A 15,057-nucleotide genomic window follows, 5' to 3' on the forward strand; every position below is an offset into this window, starting at 1 on the left:
CTACTCCCGCCTGGCGTGGACGAGCAGGATCGAGGCCAGCGACGGCGCCCGGCACAGCGCGCGGTCGAACGGCCGCAGCGGCCTGGGTACGTCGTGGTACGGCGCGCCGGCCACCTTCTCCACGGTAAAGCCGGAGGCCGCCAGAAAACCCCGGAGTGCGCGGGCCGTGTAGAGCCGGAGGTGGCCGACGACCTGGCTGCCGGGGCGGCCGTGGATGCCGCGCAGGCTGACCTCGGAGAACACCGGCTGTACGCCGGCCAGCAGCAGCGCGCGGTTGTACCAGGCGGCGAGGTTGGGGGTGGAGAGCAGCAGATGGCCGCCGGGCCGCAGCACGCGGCGCAGTTCGTCGAGCGCGGCGTCGGGGTCGACCAGGTGCTCCACGACCTCGCTGAACAGCACGGCGTCCGCGCTGCCCGCGGCCAGCGGCAGCCCGGCGGGCTGCGCCGCGCCGTCCGGCAGCCCGCCGCGGACGACGTGGACCGGCGTGCCGGGGGCGGCGTCGCGGGTACGGGTCCTGGCGCGGCGCAGCGCGTCGTGCGACCAGTCGACGGCGACGATGCGCTGCCCGCCGGGGCGGCGCGCGTCGAGCACCCCCGCGGCCACGGCGGCGGCCGAGCCGTCGCCGCAGCCGACGTCCACGACGACCGCGGGCGCCGCGCCGGTACGGAACGGGCCCAGGGCGTCCGCCAGCATCCGCGCCTGCCGCCGGCTGCGGGCGTCGCCGGAGGCGACGGGCACCGCCGGGTCCTCGTAGAACTCCCGCAGCGAGGCGGGGGCTTCGGCCCGGCTCACGCCGGATCCCCCGGGTCCTCCGCGCAGGCCGCGAGACCCTGCTGCATCAGCTCGCCGATGCGGACGGCCGCGGCGTGGTCGAGGAGGGCGCGGGAGTAGCGGACGGCCAGGTGCAGCCGGCCCGCGGTGGACGCGGCGGTGATCGCGAGGCCGCGCGGCATCCGGGACGGGGCGGAGACCCACACGGCGGTCGGGCGGCCGGCGGCGCCGAAGTCCAGCGGGTAGACGATGCGGCCGAGGTTGGACAACAGGGTGGTCGACATCAGCGGCGCGGCGGCGCTGCGCAGCGTACGGGCCAGCACGCCGCGGACGCCGACGGGCAGCACCGGCGCGGTGAGCAGCACGCCGTAGAGGCCCAGCGGGTGGCTCGGCTCGGACTTGAGCGTGTGCGTACGGGCCATGGTGGCGCGCAGCAGCCGCTCGACCGCCGCCCGGTCCGGCGCCTCGCCGCCGGTCAGCGCCTCCGCGTCGGCCCGCTCCTCCGGCCCGAAGCCGACCTCGGTCAGCCGGGTGCCGTTGCCTATCAGCATCTCGGCGGACTCCCGCGCGCGGTTGTCGACGGGCATGGTGATGCGCACCGGGGCGGTGCGGGCGCCGTGCGCACGGTTCCAGCGGGCGGCGGTGAGGCACGTGGCGACGAGGAGCTGGTCGTTGACGGTGGCGCCGTAGGAGGTGCGGCGGGGGGCGGGCAGGTCGAGGAGGAGCAGGCCGTTGCCGGTGCCGGGAGACCCGGAAGACGACGTGTCGCCGGCGATGCGGGCCGGGCGGGCGGGTCCCGGGCGGCCGGCGTCGGCGGGCGGGGGCGCGGGCGGTGCGGCGGCCGCCTTCGGTCCCGTACGGGCCGGGGACTTGCCGCCGGCGGAAGCCGCGGCCTGGGGTTCGCCGCCCGCGTACACCTCCGCCGCCGTCGCCAGCACCCGCAGGCACGAAGGGCCGTCCATGGCGGTGTGGTTGACGGTGGTCATCAGGACCGTGCCGCCGTCCCCGGTCTCGACGGCCTCGATGCGCACCGGTGGCGCGGCGTCCAGCGGCGGGCAGTCGGTCATGGTGCGCTCGCGCGCCGCCTCCAGCACGCTGGGCCCCGCGGGCAGGAACGCCACCGGGTCGACGTCGGCCTCCGGGGTCACCTGCCACTGGTAACGGCGGTGCCACCAGCGGCTGGCGGCCTTGCGCTGCTGGAACCTGGGGTGCCGGCGCGCGGCTTCGGCGAGCGCGGTGCGCAGCCGCTCGGGCTCGAACCGCCCGGGGAAGTGGAGCTCGATGTGCACGGTCTCCGGCTCCACCGGATCCGTGCAGTGCAGCGAGACCTCGTCCACCGTGGGGAACGGGACCCGTCCCGGCGCCGCAGGGGCGGGCCGGGCGGGCTGCGTCACCGTCATCTACGCCTCTCCTTCGCGGTGGGCGCCCCGGGTGCGGGGCGCCCACCGGTGTTCACTTGCCGTTCTCCTCCCGCCGGCCGGCGGGCGTGCCGTCGTCCGGCGGGGTGTCCGCGGGGGGTGCGTCCGCGGGCGGGGTGTCCTGTACGTCATCCGCCTGGTCGGCCGGATCCGACGACTCCGACGGGTCCGCCGTGCCGCTGAGCGGGATCGGCGGCTTGGGCACGAAGGCGTCGCGCGGCTCGTCCTGGGCGGTGCCCAGCGGCGGGGTCGCCGAGTCGTCCGCCGCGGCCCGCTCGGTGCCGAGCGCCGGCGTCTGCTCGGCGGCGGCCGCCGACCTGCGGCGCCAGAATCGCTGCGTCGGCCGGTCCGGTTCCGCCTGCGGTGCGGGGGCGGGGTCCGTCGCGACGGCCGTACGTCCGGGCGGCCCGCCGGGCCCGGGCGGCGGACCGCCTGCGGGCGCACCCGCGCCGTACGCGGGGAACGCGGCCGTCTCCGCCTCCGGGTCGACGTCCGGGCCGTACCCGCTCTCCGGCCCGGCCGGCTCCGGCCGCTCCGCGGTGACCAGCGCCGCGGCCAGCGCCAGCACGGCGAGCGCCTGCGCGACGCCGCTGAAGGCCCCCTCGTCCATGCGGACAGCCTCGCCCGCTCCGGTCAGCGCCGCAACACCCGCGCCGGCCATGGCCACGAGCGCCAGCGGCGCGAGCAGCCCGGCCCGGGTCCGCGCCAGCAGCGCCAGCGCCGGCACGATCAGCGCGTAGGGACCGGCCACCACGGCGACCACGGCGGTGAGCACCAGCGCGCCCAGCACCCAGCCCGGCGCCGGCGGCGCCGGCTCGGCGACGACCACCTCGCGCCGCCCGGCGCGGACGAACGCCAGCCCGATGAGCGCCAGGATCGCGGCGACACCGGCGAAGATCCCGGCGTCGTACCAGGCCGCCGGCTTGTACTCCAGCTTCACCTCGCCGCTCTTGTCGGCGGGCACCAGGAAGCCCTGCTGCCAGCCGTCGAGCCGCACCGACTCCAGTTCCTCGCCGTCGAGCGTGGCCTTCCAGCCGTCGTTGTAGTTCTCGTACGTCGTGAGGTACGCGTCCTGGCCCTCGCCGACCGTCACGGCGCGCTCGTCGCCCGCCCAGTCGGTGGCCTCCACGTCGCGCCCCGCGGCCGCCGCGGCGGGCTCGCCGCGGGTGAGCGTCAGGTCGGTGACCGCCAGCGCCTCGCCGTCGCCCGCGGCGACCGCGTGCCGGCCGGCGGCCAACTGCACGGGACCCGCGGTCTCGCCCTCGTCCGGGCACAGCTCGATGTCGACGGGCCTGCGGTCGACCAGGTCGCCCAGCGTGCCCTCGGCGCGGGTGTTGAGCAACTGCCCGTCCACGGACACCACCGGGCCGCTGCCGCACTCCAGCTCGAACGGCTTGTCCTTCTTCACCGGCTTGGTGCGCAGGTCCTCCGTCGCGTCCTCGCCGAGCGCCGGCACGTAGACCTCGGTGAGGCCCACGGGCAGTTGCACGTCGCGGTCCGCGAACGGGTTGTGCACGGAAAGCGACTCGGTCTCGGTGACCTTGATGTCGAGCCTGTTGGTCGTCACCGGCGGGATCCGCACCCAGCCGTTGGCGTCCACGCCCACGGTCTGCGCCCCGGTCGGGGTGCTCACCTCGACCTCGGTCGGCCGCGCCGACAGGCCGCCGGCGGGCGCGAGCACGAACTCGCTGATCTCGGTGGCCTCCGGCCAGGTCAGTGTCAGCGACTCGTCCGTCCCGGCGATCCAGGCCGTGGTCAGGTCCTTGTCGACCAGGTTGCGCGGGCTCAACTGCGGACTCAGCGGCATCGTGGAGCCCGCGGTGACGCTGATCCGCTCCTCCGGCAGCGCGCTCAGGTCGTCGAGCAGCGCGTCGAGTTCCGGCCCCTGTACGGGCAGCGCCTTCCCGGTGACGGTGTACTCGCCCTCCCCGGACTCGAAGCGCCGCTGCAGACCCGTCTCGGCCGCGGCCGGGTTGAGGCCGCCGAGGTCGCTGCCGCGGTGCAGGGAGATCTGCTCCGCGTCCGCCGTCACCTGCCTGGCGTCCGCGGGCAGCCGGAGCTGCCTGCTGACCGGCGAGACGCCGGGGATCTCGACCTCGGCGAAGCCGGCGCCGGCGAAGCCGGTGCGGGCGCCCTCGGTCTTGCGGATGGTGATCCGCAGCCAGTCCGCCTGCCCCTCGGGGGACTTGACGGTCTGCGTCCGGCCACCGGCCTGCAGCGTGCTGACCTCGCTGCCCCGCGGGGTCTCCACCTCGACCTCGACGGGCTCGGGCCGGATGCCGGCGCCGGGCAGCGGCGTCAGGTCCAGCGTGCCCTCCAGGTTCGTGGGCTCGGTGAAGTCGATCTGCAGCCACTCGCCCTTGGACGTGTCCGGGTTGCCCTCGGCCCAGCCGGTCTGCGGCACGCCGTCGAAGGCGTTGACGGGGTCGAACTGCGGCAGGTGGAACATCCAGTTGCCGCTGGTCGACGCGGTCACCGAGGCGGCGCCGTCGAGGACGGCGGTCGTCTGGTGCTCCGCGCCCTTCTCCGGCACGATCATCCGCGGCTCGTCCCCGGGGTCCTGGAGGCTCTCCTCCGGGTTCTTCTCGTCCTCGGTGTAGGTGTACGAGGTGTTGTTGTTGACCACGCCGAACCGGGTGTCCGCCCGGCGCAGCCCATCGGCCTGCACCTTGACCGCAGGCTTCTCGACGCCCGGGTGGTCGTCGCCCGCGAGCACCGCGGGCCGGCCCTGCCAGTCGGGGTCGGCGGAGAGCTGCAGCAGCGACTCCGGGCCGCCGCTGAGGACGGCGGTGTCGGCGGCGTTGAGCGCGCCGGCCGGGCCCGGGCGCAGGTCCTCGCCGTCGGCCGGCTGGTAGATCTCCACCGCCCGCTGGCGCGAGAACAGCCCCTCGATCTGCAGCGGCGTGCCCTCGGGGATGCGGCCGCCGGTCAGCTCGGGACCGAACTCGGCGACCTTCTCGTAGCCGGAGGACGTGAGCGTCTGCTTCACGGTGGTCGGCGGGACGTAGCCGACCTGGTCGGGGTCGAGGTCGTTGCGTACGACGACGTAGTGCAGGCCCGCGCGGGCCAGGAACGCCTGGAGGCCCGGCACTTCGCCGCCGGTCATCAGCGCCTGGTCGACGGCGTCCATCGCGCGCCGCGAACCCGCCGTGCCGAACGGCACGTAGTCGCGCTGCGCCCAGCGGGACTCGGCGAGCACGTCCAGCGGCTGGTCGATCGGCTTGCCCCACTCGTACGTGCCGTGCGCGGTCGCCGGCACCACCAGGGCCCGGCTGTCGGGGGAGTACTCCTCCAGCCAGTCCGCCGTCTGCTCCCAGTGCTTGGGCAGCTTGTCGAACGCGCCCGGCTGCAGCACGTCGCCGTTGGCGTACGGCAGCAGCAGCCCCGGCAGCACGACGAGGGACGCGATCGCGGGCACCCACGCACTGCGCCGCGGGTTGGCGCGGGTGCCGCGGCGCTCGGCGGCGACCGCGACGAAGTGCGCGAGGCCCAGGGCGAGCGCGAGGGCCAGGCCCGGCTGGAACTTGTAGATGTTGCGGAACGGGCTCAGCCAACTGTCCAGCGCGTCCTGCACGCTGCCGGAGAACGGGGCGCCCAGCGCGCCGCCGTAGCCGGCCAGGGTGACCAGCACGACGACCATCACGGTCAGCACCAGCCAGCGCCGCTCGGGCAGGTCACGCCGGGCCAGGCCCGCCAGGCCCAGGCCGGCGGCGAGCACGGAGGACAGGATCGGCAGCCAGCCGGTGGCCACGGTCCAGCCGCCGGGCAGCCACGCCTCGCCGAAGTTCAGGTACGCGACCCAGTTGCCGGTGCCGCGCAGCACCTCGGTCGCCGACATGGTGGTCGTGGTGTTGTGCGCGGTCTCGATGAACGGCAGGAAGTTCTCGCCGTAGACGCCGAGGAGCAGCAGCGGCACGATCCACCACAGGCACGCCAGCAGCACCCCGGGCAGCCACCACGCCAGCAGCTTGGTGCGGCGCGAGCCGGTGCGGGTGCACACGTACAGCAGCGCGGGCAGCAGCGCGGCCAGCGTGGAGGCCGCGTTGACGCCGCCCATGAACGGGATGATCAGCGCCGAGCGGGCGGCCGCGACCCGCGGCGTCAGCCGCTCGTCGAGCAGCGGCAGCAGCACCCACGGCAGGATCGCGCCGGGCAGCGCGCCGGCGGAGGTGGAGCCGACGATGATGGTGAACACGGGCCACAGCGCGTACGCGACGGCGCCCAGCACCCGGGTCCCCGGGGTGCCGAAGCCCAGCCGGTCGGCCAGCTTCAGCGCGCCCCAGAACGCGGCGGTGACCACGAGCGACAGCCACAGCCGCTCGGCCAGCCACGTCGGTACCTGTGCCACGTCGGTGAGCAGGTAGTACGGCAGCATCGGAAAGGCGTAGCCGAAGTACTGGTCGTGGATGCCGCCGAAGCCGTTCTGGTCGTGCCACAGCTCGCCCAGGTCGCCGGCGAACTTCATCGGGTCGACCACCACGCCGAGCTTCGTCTCGAACGTCGTCTTCCCCGCCGAGGGGATGAGCCAGGCGACGAACGCGAACGCCCAGAAGCCGAGCGGCCAGCGCCAACTGCGCCGGCTCTCGGGCGGCCGCGCCCCTGCCGGCCCCGAGGGGGGCGGTGGTGAGTAGGGCCGGCCGGGCGTGGCCGGCTGCGCGGGGAGCGTGGAGGTCATGGGCACCGCCGGAGTATGAGAAGAAGGTTCCAGGTGGCGAACTCGCGTACGCCGGGGACACGGACGACGGCCTCGGCGAGGAAGGGCCAGTAACGGGACCGGGCCGCGACGACCTCGACGTCGTCCCGGGCCCGTACCGCCTTGAGCGTGGGGCCTATGTGGATGGCGAAGAGGTTCTCGCCCAGGGTGTGCTTCGGATCGCGTCCGGTGCGCCGCGTGTAGCGGCGGCGCGCCCGGTCCGCGCCCAGGTAGTGCCAGGGCGCCTGCTCGTGGCCGCCCCAGGGGGAGAGCCAGTTGGTGAACGCCACGTACAGCAGGCCGCCGGGCTTGGTGACCCGGATCAGCTCGCTGAGGAAGGTCTCGGGGTCGGCGACGTGCTCCAGCACGTTGGAGGAGAACGCGACGTCGGCGACGCCGTCGGCGAGCGGCAGCAGATAGCCGTCGGCGACCACCGCACCGGTGGTCACGTCGGAGCCGGCCGCCATCTCGCCCGCGTCGCAGTCGAAGAGGTACGCCTCCGCGCCCCGGCTGCGGAACTCCTCCGTGAACCAGCCCCCGCCGCCGCCGACGTCGACGACCAACCGGTCCTTGAGCGGCGTGATCCGCTCGACCTGGTCCGCCGCGTCCCGCGCCAGCAGGCTGTACGCGCGGGCGGGGTCTTCCTGCTCCTTCATGAAGGCGCGGAAGAGGGTGGCCGACCGCCGGATGGAGGGGTCCCGCACTGCTGTCACCCTCCCCGCTTGTCGTGCTGCCCGGCGCGGGCGAGCGCCTCGTCGGCGACGGCGCGGAAGTCGCGTACCGTCGCCTCCCAGCTCAGCCGGGTGGCGCGCTGCCGGGCCGCGGCGCCGAGGGCGGCGCGCCGCTCCTCGCTGAGCGCCAGCGCGCACCAGTGGGCGGCGAACGCGCTCTCGCCGCGGGCCAGCATGCCGGTGTCGCCGTCGCGGATGGAGTCGCGCAGGCCGGGGATGTCGAAGCCGATCGCGGGCGTGCCGCGTACCGCCGCCTCGGTCACCACCAGGCCCCAGCCCTCGACGAGGGAGGGGTGCAGCAGCAGCCAGGAAGAGGCGAGGAGGCGGTGCTTCTCGCCCTCGGAGACATGGCCGGCGAACGTCACGCCGGGTCCCGCCATCGCTTCGAGCCGGCCGCGCTCGGGCCCGGTGCCGACGATGACCAGTTGGCCGCCGGTGACCGGGCGCACCCGCTCCCACAGCCGCAGCAGCAGGTCGATGCGCTTGTACTCCACCAGCCGGCCCATCGCCAGGAACAGCGGCTCGGGCGACTTCTGCGGCAGCGGGCCCGGGTCCTCGACGCCGTTGTGGACGACCCGTATCCGCTTGGGGTCGACGCCTATGTTGCGCAGCGCGGTGGCGGTGGAGGAGGAGACGGCGACCAGGAGGTTGCCGCGGTGCGCGCCGGCGAGCGCCCAGTGCTCCAGCCGGCGGCCGAGGCGGGCGAGGGGGCCGGGGTAGCGCATCGCCCACAGCTCGGTGTGCACGTGGTTGACGAGGCACAGCGACGGGCCGCTGTGCCACAGCGGCGCCAGGTAGGGCATGCCGTTGCAGACCTCGACCAGCAGGTCGGTGCCGCCGACGTGGCGGGAGAGCGCGCGGCGCGCGCGCAGGAAGTGGGCCAGCTCGAAGGTGGTACCGCCCGCGGAGACGACGCGGTAGTCGCGGTACGCGGCCGGGCCGCCGCAGACGAGGGTCACCTGGTGGCCGTGGTCGGTCAGCCCGCCGGCCAAGCGGTCCACGAGCAGTTCCGAGCCGCCTGCGGCGGGGTTGCCGAGGTCGCGCCGGGCGAGGAAGGTGATCCGCCGGGCGGCGTGATCGCTGCCGTGGCCGTCGCCGCCGCGGCCGTCGGCCCCGCGGGTGCCGGCGGCACGGGCGCCGCGGTCCTCGGGGCCGCGGGTGCCGGGGCGCTGGGCGGTGTGGCCTTCCGTGCCCCGGCTCGCGGGCACACGGGCGGTCCCGGCCGGGTGCGGGTGCGTACGCCGGAGCGCGTCCGCGTCCAGGGACGGGGGTACGTGCTGGGGCATCGGTGCTCCAACTCGTCTCAGGGTGCGGGCGGGTGGTTCAGGGCCGTTCGTGGGGTGCGGCATGGCGGTCGGGTGGACGGGAGCGACGGGGACGCCGGCCGGGGGGACCGGCGTCCCCGTCACGGGGGTGGGGGGTGAGGGGCATCAGGCCGCGACCGGCTGGGGCGGGACGCCGTCCGGCTCCCGGTCGCGGTCCGGCTCGTCCCGCCGGCCGCCGCGGGCCAGCAGCACGGCACCGGCGCCCGCGAGTACGAAACCGGCCACCAGCGCGACGACCGGCAGGGTCTCGCCGACCAGCTTCAGCCTGCTGCTGTCCTCGTCGGCGAGTTCGACCTGCTCCTTCTGGGTCTCCTCGGTGAACGCGATGCCGTCGCTCTGCAGCAGCGTGACCTCGTCGGTGCCGCCGCCGGGCTGGCGCAGCGTCTTCTTCGGCGCGATGGAGGCGTAGATGATGCGGCCGGTGCGCTCGTCGGCGACCAGCTCGATCTTCTCGTTGGCGTACCACTCGTCGGCGAACACCTGCTCCTTGTCGGGCAGTCCGACCATCACGCCCGGCACCTGCCGGGTGCCGGTCTTGACGGGCTCGATCTCGCCGGTGAAGGCGAGCCCGGTGTAGCCCTGGATCTCCCGCCTGCCGTCGTACTTCAGCGCCACGGTGTCCTGGGCGGTGCTGTCCCACCAGCGGTACGTGCGCTCCTCGACGTCGAAGGGGAACTTCAGGTACGCGTCCCCGCCGAACCGGTTGCCGTCCACGCCGGTGAACTCGTCGCAGCAGTGCTCCGGCGCGTTCGTCTCGCGGTTCATGACCCACCGCTCGGTGGTGTACTGGAACGCGCGGCGCGGGTCGTCGATCTCCCGCGTCAGCGGGGTGTCGATGGTGGTGGCGGCGTCCCAGACGGCGGTGTCGTCGTCGCCCGCCGCCACGTCGCCCAGCACCCGCCGGACGATCGTCAGCTCCTGGTTGTCCCGTTCCTTCTGGTTTTCGGTGTCGTAGAAGGTGCCGGTGCCCTCGTAGCGCGTCGTCGAGTCGATGTCGACGGGGTTCAGCTTGGCCCGCGGCTCGACGTAGAACGCGAGCATGGGGGCGAGCACGAGCAGGAAGACGCCCAACCCCAGCAGGATGAGGGGCAGGGGTGACGCGGTACGGCGGCTCATGCTGCACTCCCGGCAGGGGCTGGTTTACGACGCTGGTTTTGTCACCGCGGTGCAAGTTCTACGGGTCGGTAACGTAAGGCTGTGCTTGACAGGGTGTCAATGCTGCTCCCACACTCAGCGTCCATGCAGAACCGACTGGTAGCCGCCGTGGTGACCAGCGTCGCCGCCGCCGCTCTCGCCGTGGGCGCCGCCCTCGGCCTGGTGGCCGCGCTGAACGCCACGCCGGAGCAGCCCAACGTCCCGCTCATCAGCTTCGACGGTCGCTGACCTGGTATTCGTCCCCGCCGCGGAGGCCGCGGCGGGGGCTTTGCCACGCCCGGGCGGCGGGTGTCGCGCAGGTGGCGACACGCCGAGGACACGGTGTCGTATCGATGTCCAAAATTTGTCGACCAGGTGACAAGTAGTCACCGTCCGGTGGCGCGACGCACCGGTGTTGCGGCGGCGGTACGCGGTACGCGCCGCGTCCCGCGCCCGCGCCGCGGGCTTCAGCCGAACTCGGCCCAGACGCACTTGTCGTTGCCGCGCGGCTCCACGCCCCACACGTCCGCCAGCCGGTCCACCAGCAGCAGCCCGCGGCCCGATACGCCCGCTTCGCCCGGTTCGCGGCGGTGGGGCAGCGCACTGGAGCGATCCTCGACCTCGACGCGCAACCTGCGCTCCGGCGTGCTCAGCGGGCGGATCGTCACGATCGCCGGACCGTCGGTGTGCAGCAGCGCGTTGGTGATCAGCTCGTCGGAGACCAGCTCGATCTCGTCCGCCCGCTCGCCCGCGCCCCAGGAGCGCACCGCGCTGCGGATCATGTGCCGGGCGGCGGAGAGCGCGTCGGGGTCGGACGGCGGGATGTACTGGCGCAGCCGGCTGCCGGGCTGGGCGGTGTCGCCCGCGGTGCGGCGCAGCATCACCAGCGCCATGTCGTCCTCGACCTGCCGCTCGTCCACCACGTCGCACAGCCGGTCGGACAGCTCGTCGATGTCCCGCGGCCCGGTGCGTACCAGCTCGGTGAGCTGTGCCATGCCCTGGTCCAGATCGGTGCCGGGGACCTCCACCAGGCCGTCGGTGTACATCAGCAGCGCGTCGCCCGGGTCGAGCACCATGGTCGTCACGGGGTAGTCCAGCGGGCCGAACGTCGCGGAGAGCCCGAGCGGCAGCCCGCCCGGGACCGGCAGCACGCGGCAGCCGCCGTCCGCGTGCCGCACCAGCGGGTCGATGTGGCCGGCCCGGACCAGTTGCAGGGCGCCGGTCGACAGGTCGATCTCCGCGTACGTGCACGTGGCGAAGCGCTCCGTCTCCAGCTCGCGCAGGAACTCCGAGGCCCGGGCCATCACGGTGGCCGGCGCGTGCCCCTCGCCCGCGTACGCCCGCAGCACGATGCGCAGTTGGCCCATCACCGCGGCGGCCTGGGTGTCGTGGCCCTGGACGTCGCCGATGACGACGCCGACCCGGCCGCCGGGCAGCGCGATCACGTCGTACCAGTCGCCGCCGATGCCCTGCCCCTCGTGCGCCGCCCGGTAGCGCACGGCGACCTCCGCGCCCGGCACCTCGGGGATGCTGCGCGGCAGCATGGCCTGCTGGAGGTCCTCGGCCAGCCCGTGCTCGCGGTCGTGCAGCTTGGCGCGCTGGAGGCTCTGCCCGATGCCGCTGCTCAGCGAGACCAGCAGGTTGCGCTCCTCCGGCGAGAAGGCGCCCTTGTCGCGGTAGGAGAGACCGAGCACGCCGATGACGCGCCCCTCGGCGATCAGCGGCAGATACGCGGCGCAGTCGATGCCCAGGGACTCCGCGTACGGGTAGAGCCGCGGGTACGCGGCGGCGAACTCCGCCCGGGAGAGCACCAGCCGCGGCCGGCCCGTGCGCACCACCTCGCTCAGCGGCAGCCCCGGCTCGTCGACCCGGGTGAAGTCCGCGAGCTGCACCTCCGTACCTTCACCCATGGTGATGATCTGGATCCGCCCGGCGTCGACCAACCCCAGCACCATGTTCACCGCGCCGAGCCTGGCCAGCCCCTCCTCGCCGCCGAGCACGCCGATCACGTCGTGCACGGTGGTCGCGTTCGCCAGCGCCGCGGTGGTCTGCTGCACGACGCCCGTCTGCCGGCGGCGCTCCTGGTCGAGCGCGAACTGCTGCGCGGAGTGGTTCAGCTCCAGCGTCGCGTCGCGGACCATGCCCACCACGCGGTGCGCGCGGCCGCCGTCGTCGCGCAGGATCGCGCCCTGGGTGTGCGTCAGCCGGGACGTGCCGTCGCGTAGCTGAACGCGCAGGTACGCGCTGTAGGCGGGGCGGCCCTGGGCGATGGCCCGGGAGATCAGCGCGTCGAGTCGCGCGCCCTCCTCCTTGGTGATGCGCGAGCCGAGCGACTGCGGGTCGCCGTCGTACTCCTCCGCCCGCAGGTCGAACACCCGCAGCGCCCCGTCGTCCAGGTGCATCTGCCCGCCGTCGAGGTCCCAGTCGAAGCTGCCCATGCGGTTCAGCTCCATGCTGACCACCGCGGGCGCGGGCCAGTCCCCTGCCTCCGGGGCCGGCGCCGCCGTGCCTCCCCGCTCGCTCATGCCGTTACTTTCGCACTTTTTGTACGGATATTCGAGTGATTGGCCATTCTACGCCCCGCGGAGCCGCCCGCCGAACAAAGCGGTGGCGCCGCCGCCCGCCGCCCCGGCATGCTGACCCCATGCTGATCAGGGACGCCACCGCCGACGACTGGCCCGCCATCTGGCCGTTCTTCCACCGGATCGTCGCCGCCGGCGAGACCTACCCGTACCCCCTGGACATGGGCGCCGAGCAGGGCCGCGAGGTGTGGCTCCCGCCGCCCCCGGACCGTACGACCGTCGCCATCGACGACCAGGGCCTGATCGTGGGCTCGGCGAAGATGAACGCCAACCGGCAGGGCAACGGCGACCATGTCGCCAGCGCGAGCTACATGGTCGACCCGGACCGGCACGCGCGCGGCGTCGGCCGCGCGCTGTGCGAGGACTCCCTGCGCTGGGCCCGCGCCCGCGGCTTCCTCTCCATGGAGTTCAACGCCGTGGTGGAGACGAACGTGTACGCGGTGAAGCTCTACGAGTCCCTCGGCTTCCGCATCACCGGCACCCAGCCCCGCGCCTTCCGCCACCCCAGTGAGGGCCTGGTCGGCCTGCACTGCATGCACGTCGATCTCTGACTCCGGTCCCCATTGCCCGCCGTGGAGGCGGGCGTTACGCTGCGTTCGTCATTTCGATAACTGGTCGAGATTTCGGACCTTCGAGGGGTGGGTGAGCGCGCATGGGGCGACTCGTACCGGCCGTGACGCGCGCTCTCGACATCCTAGAGCTCTTCCTCGACCGGGACACGACGCTCTCCGCTCCCGAGATCACCCGCAGGCTGGGCCTGCCCAGGACCACCGTGCACGAGCTGGTCACCACCCTGGCCGCCCGCGCCTACCTCAGCGCCGTCCCCGGCCAGCCCGGGCGCTACCGGCTGGGGGTGCGCACGTACCAGCTCGGCAGCACCTTCGGCGAGCAGCTCGACCTCGCCGCCGAGGGCCGGGAGGTAGCCCGCGAGGTCGCCGAGACCTGCGACGAGACCGTGCACATCGCGATCCTGGAAGACACCGACGTCATCTACATCGCGAAGGTCGACAGCACCCGCGCGGTCCGGATGGTCTCCGCCACCGGACGCAGGCTGCCCGCCCACTGCACCGCCGTCGGCAAGATGCTCCTCGCCTCACTGCCCGAACAGGCCCTCGACGCACGGCTGCCGGAGAGCCGGCCGCTGGTCGCGATGACGGACCGCAGCCTCACCTCCGTACGCGACCTGCGCCGCCACCTCGCCGGGGTGCGCGAGCGCGGCATCGCCGTCGAGGAGCGCGAGTCCAACCCGGACGTGAGCTGCGTGGCGGCGCCGGTGCACGACTCCGCGGGCCGGGTGGTCGCCGCGCTCAGCATCTCGGTGCCGATGATCCGGTGGAGCGGGGAGCGCAGGGACGAACTGGCGGGGCTGGCCGCGAAGGGCGCGGGCCGGCTGTCGGAGCGCCTGGGCCACCGGGGCGGCGGGGCCGGGTGAGCCGTGGGCGTGGCCGGGACGGCGGTCCCGGGCGTAACCGGGATGCGGGCCCGGGGCGTACGCGGGATGTGAGCCGGGGACGCACCCGGAGACGAGAGCCGGGGCGCACCCGGGAAGGAGCCAGGTGACGATGCTGGACGTGGCCGTACGCACGCGCGCCGAGCTGGGCGAGGGACCCACGTGGGATCCCGCGGCCGGCCTGCTGATCTGGGTCGACATCCTGGGCGCCCGCATCCACGCCTACGACCCGGCCACCGGCAGGCGCACCGTGCAGACCACCGAGCAGCACGTCGGGTCGGCCAAGCCGCGCGCCGGCGGCGCCGGTTACGTCGTCAACCTGCGCGACGGCGTCGGGCTCTACGACGCGGACGGCGCGTTCCGCTGGCTCGTCCACGAGCCGGTCGCCGGCCGCCGCGGCAACGAGGCGATGGTCGCCCCGGACGGCGCCCTGTGGGCCGGCACCATGCGCTACGACTCCGCCCCCGGCGGCGGCACCCTGGCCCGCGTCACCGGCGACGGCGCGCAGACCGTCGTCCTGGACGACGTCACGGTCAGCAACGGCACCGGCTGGAGCCCGGACGGCCGGCTCATGTACTACGCCGACACCCCCACGGGCCGCATCGACGTCTTCGACACCGACGGCGCCGGGGTCGCCGGCCGGCGCCTGTTCGCCGCCGTCGAGGACACCCCGGGCTCGCCCGACGGGCTGTGCGTGGACGCCGAGGGATACGTGTGGGTGGCGCTGTGGGACGGCGCCGCCGTGCGCCGGTACGCTCCGGACGGCACCCTGGACCGTACGGTGGAGGTGCCCGTACGCCGCCCCACTTCCTGTGCGTTCGGCGGCCCGGAGCTGACCGACCTGTACGTGACCTCCTCGTCCATGGCGGACCCCCACCCGCTGGCGGGTTCCGTCCTGGTATTGCCGGATGCGGGCCGCGGGCTGCCGCAGGCGCCGTTCGAGGGGTGAGGCG

At 74.4% G+C, this 15,057-nt stretch carries 11 protein-coding genes; 4 read left to right on the forward strand and 7 right to left on the reverse strand.

Features of this window, described 5'->3' with window-relative positions:
* The 6 genes from CXR04_RS26240 to CXR04_RS26265 all read right to left on the reverse strand — a co-directional run bounded on the left by CXR04_RS26240 (position 1) and on the right by CXR04_RS26265 (position 10,054).
* On the reverse strand, positions 1-792 hold the full coding sequence (locus tag CXR04_RS26240) for a class I SAM-dependent methyltransferase (RefSeq protein WP_101424714.1): 792 nt from the start codon (positions 790-792) through the stop codon (positions 1-3).
* The gene (locus CXR04_RS26245; protein ID WP_101424715.1) at positions 789-2,171 is read right to left on the reverse strand and encodes a condensation protein; all 1,383 of its coding nucleotides are present in this window, start codon (positions 2,169-2,171) and stop codon (positions 789-791) included. The genes CXR04_RS26240 and CXR04_RS26245 overlap by 4 nt, the downstream gene beginning before the upstream one ends.
* 52 nt (positions 2,172-2,223) lie before the next feature.
* Positions 2,224-6,864, reverse strand: coding sequence for an alpha-(1->3)-arabinofuranosyltransferase domain-containing protein (locus CXR04_RS26250; protein ID WP_101424716.1), 4,641 nt, complete (start codon positions 6,862-6,864; stop codon positions 2,224-2,226).
* Complete coding sequence (locus tag CXR04_RS26255; RefSeq protein ID WP_101424717.1) at positions 6,861-7,586, reverse strand: class I SAM-dependent methyltransferase; 726 nt, start codon at positions 7,584-7,586, stop codon at positions 6,861-6,863. The genes CXR04_RS26250 and CXR04_RS26255 overlap by 4 nt, the downstream gene beginning before the upstream one ends.
* A gap of 5 nt (positions 7,587-7,591) precedes the next feature.
* Entirely contained in the window at positions 7,592-8,899 is a 1,308-nt protein-coding gene (locus CXR04_RS26260; protein WP_101424718.1) for a glycosyltransferase family 4 protein, read from the reverse strand.
* A gap of 144 nt (positions 8,900-9,043) precedes the next feature.
* Positions 9,044-10,054, reverse strand: coding sequence for a DUF3068 domain-containing protein (locus CXR04_RS26265; protein WP_101424719.1), 1,011 nt, complete (start codon positions 10,052-10,054; stop codon positions 9,044-9,046).
* A gap of 123 nt (positions 10,055-10,177) precedes the next feature.
* Here CXR04_RS26265 and CXR04_RS35325 point away from each other — a divergent pair, with 123 nt between their 5' ends.
* Complete coding sequence (locus CXR04_RS35325; protein WP_018840808.1) at positions 10,178-10,321, forward strand: hypothetical protein; 144 nt, start codon at positions 10,178-10,180, stop codon at positions 10,319-10,321.
* Between the two features lie 218 nt (positions 10,322-10,539).
* Here CXR04_RS35325 and CXR04_RS26270 read toward each other — a convergent pair whose 3' ends face one another.
* Complete coding sequence (locus CXR04_RS26270) at positions 10,540-12,597, reverse strand: SpoIIE family protein phosphatase (protein ID WP_101424720.1); 2,058 nt, start codon at positions 12,595-12,597, stop codon at positions 10,540-10,542.
* Between the two features lie 119 nt (positions 12,598-12,716).
* Here CXR04_RS26270 and CXR04_RS26275 point away from each other — a divergent pair, with 119 nt between their 5' ends.
* From CXR04_RS26275 to CXR04_RS26285, 3 genes are all read left to right on the forward strand, one after another.
* Positions 12,717-13,205 (forward strand): GNAT family N-acetyltransferase, encoded by a 489-nt coding sequence (locus tag CXR04_RS26275; RefSeq protein WP_101424721.1) that lies wholly within the window; start codon positions 12,717-12,719, stop codon positions 13,203-13,205.
* Positions 13,206-13,306: 101 nt separating this feature from the next.
* A complete protein-coding gene (locus CXR04_RS26280) occupies positions 13,307-14,086 on the forward strand; it encodes an IclR family transcriptional regulator (RefSeq protein ID WP_101424722.1) in 780 nt (259 codons plus the stop codon).
* A 130-nt stretch (positions 14,087-14,216) separates the two neighbouring features.
* Complete coding sequence (locus CXR04_RS26285; protein ID WP_101426617.1) at positions 14,217-15,053, forward strand: SMP-30/gluconolactonase/LRE family protein; 837 nt, start codon at positions 14,217-14,219, stop codon at positions 15,051-15,053.
* Positions 15,054-15,057 lie beyond the last annotated feature (4 nt).

Source organism: Streptomyces sp. CMB-StM0423, assembly GCF_002847285.1.
GTDB lineage: Bacteria > Actinomycetota > Actinomycetes > Streptomycetales > Streptomycetaceae > Streptomyces.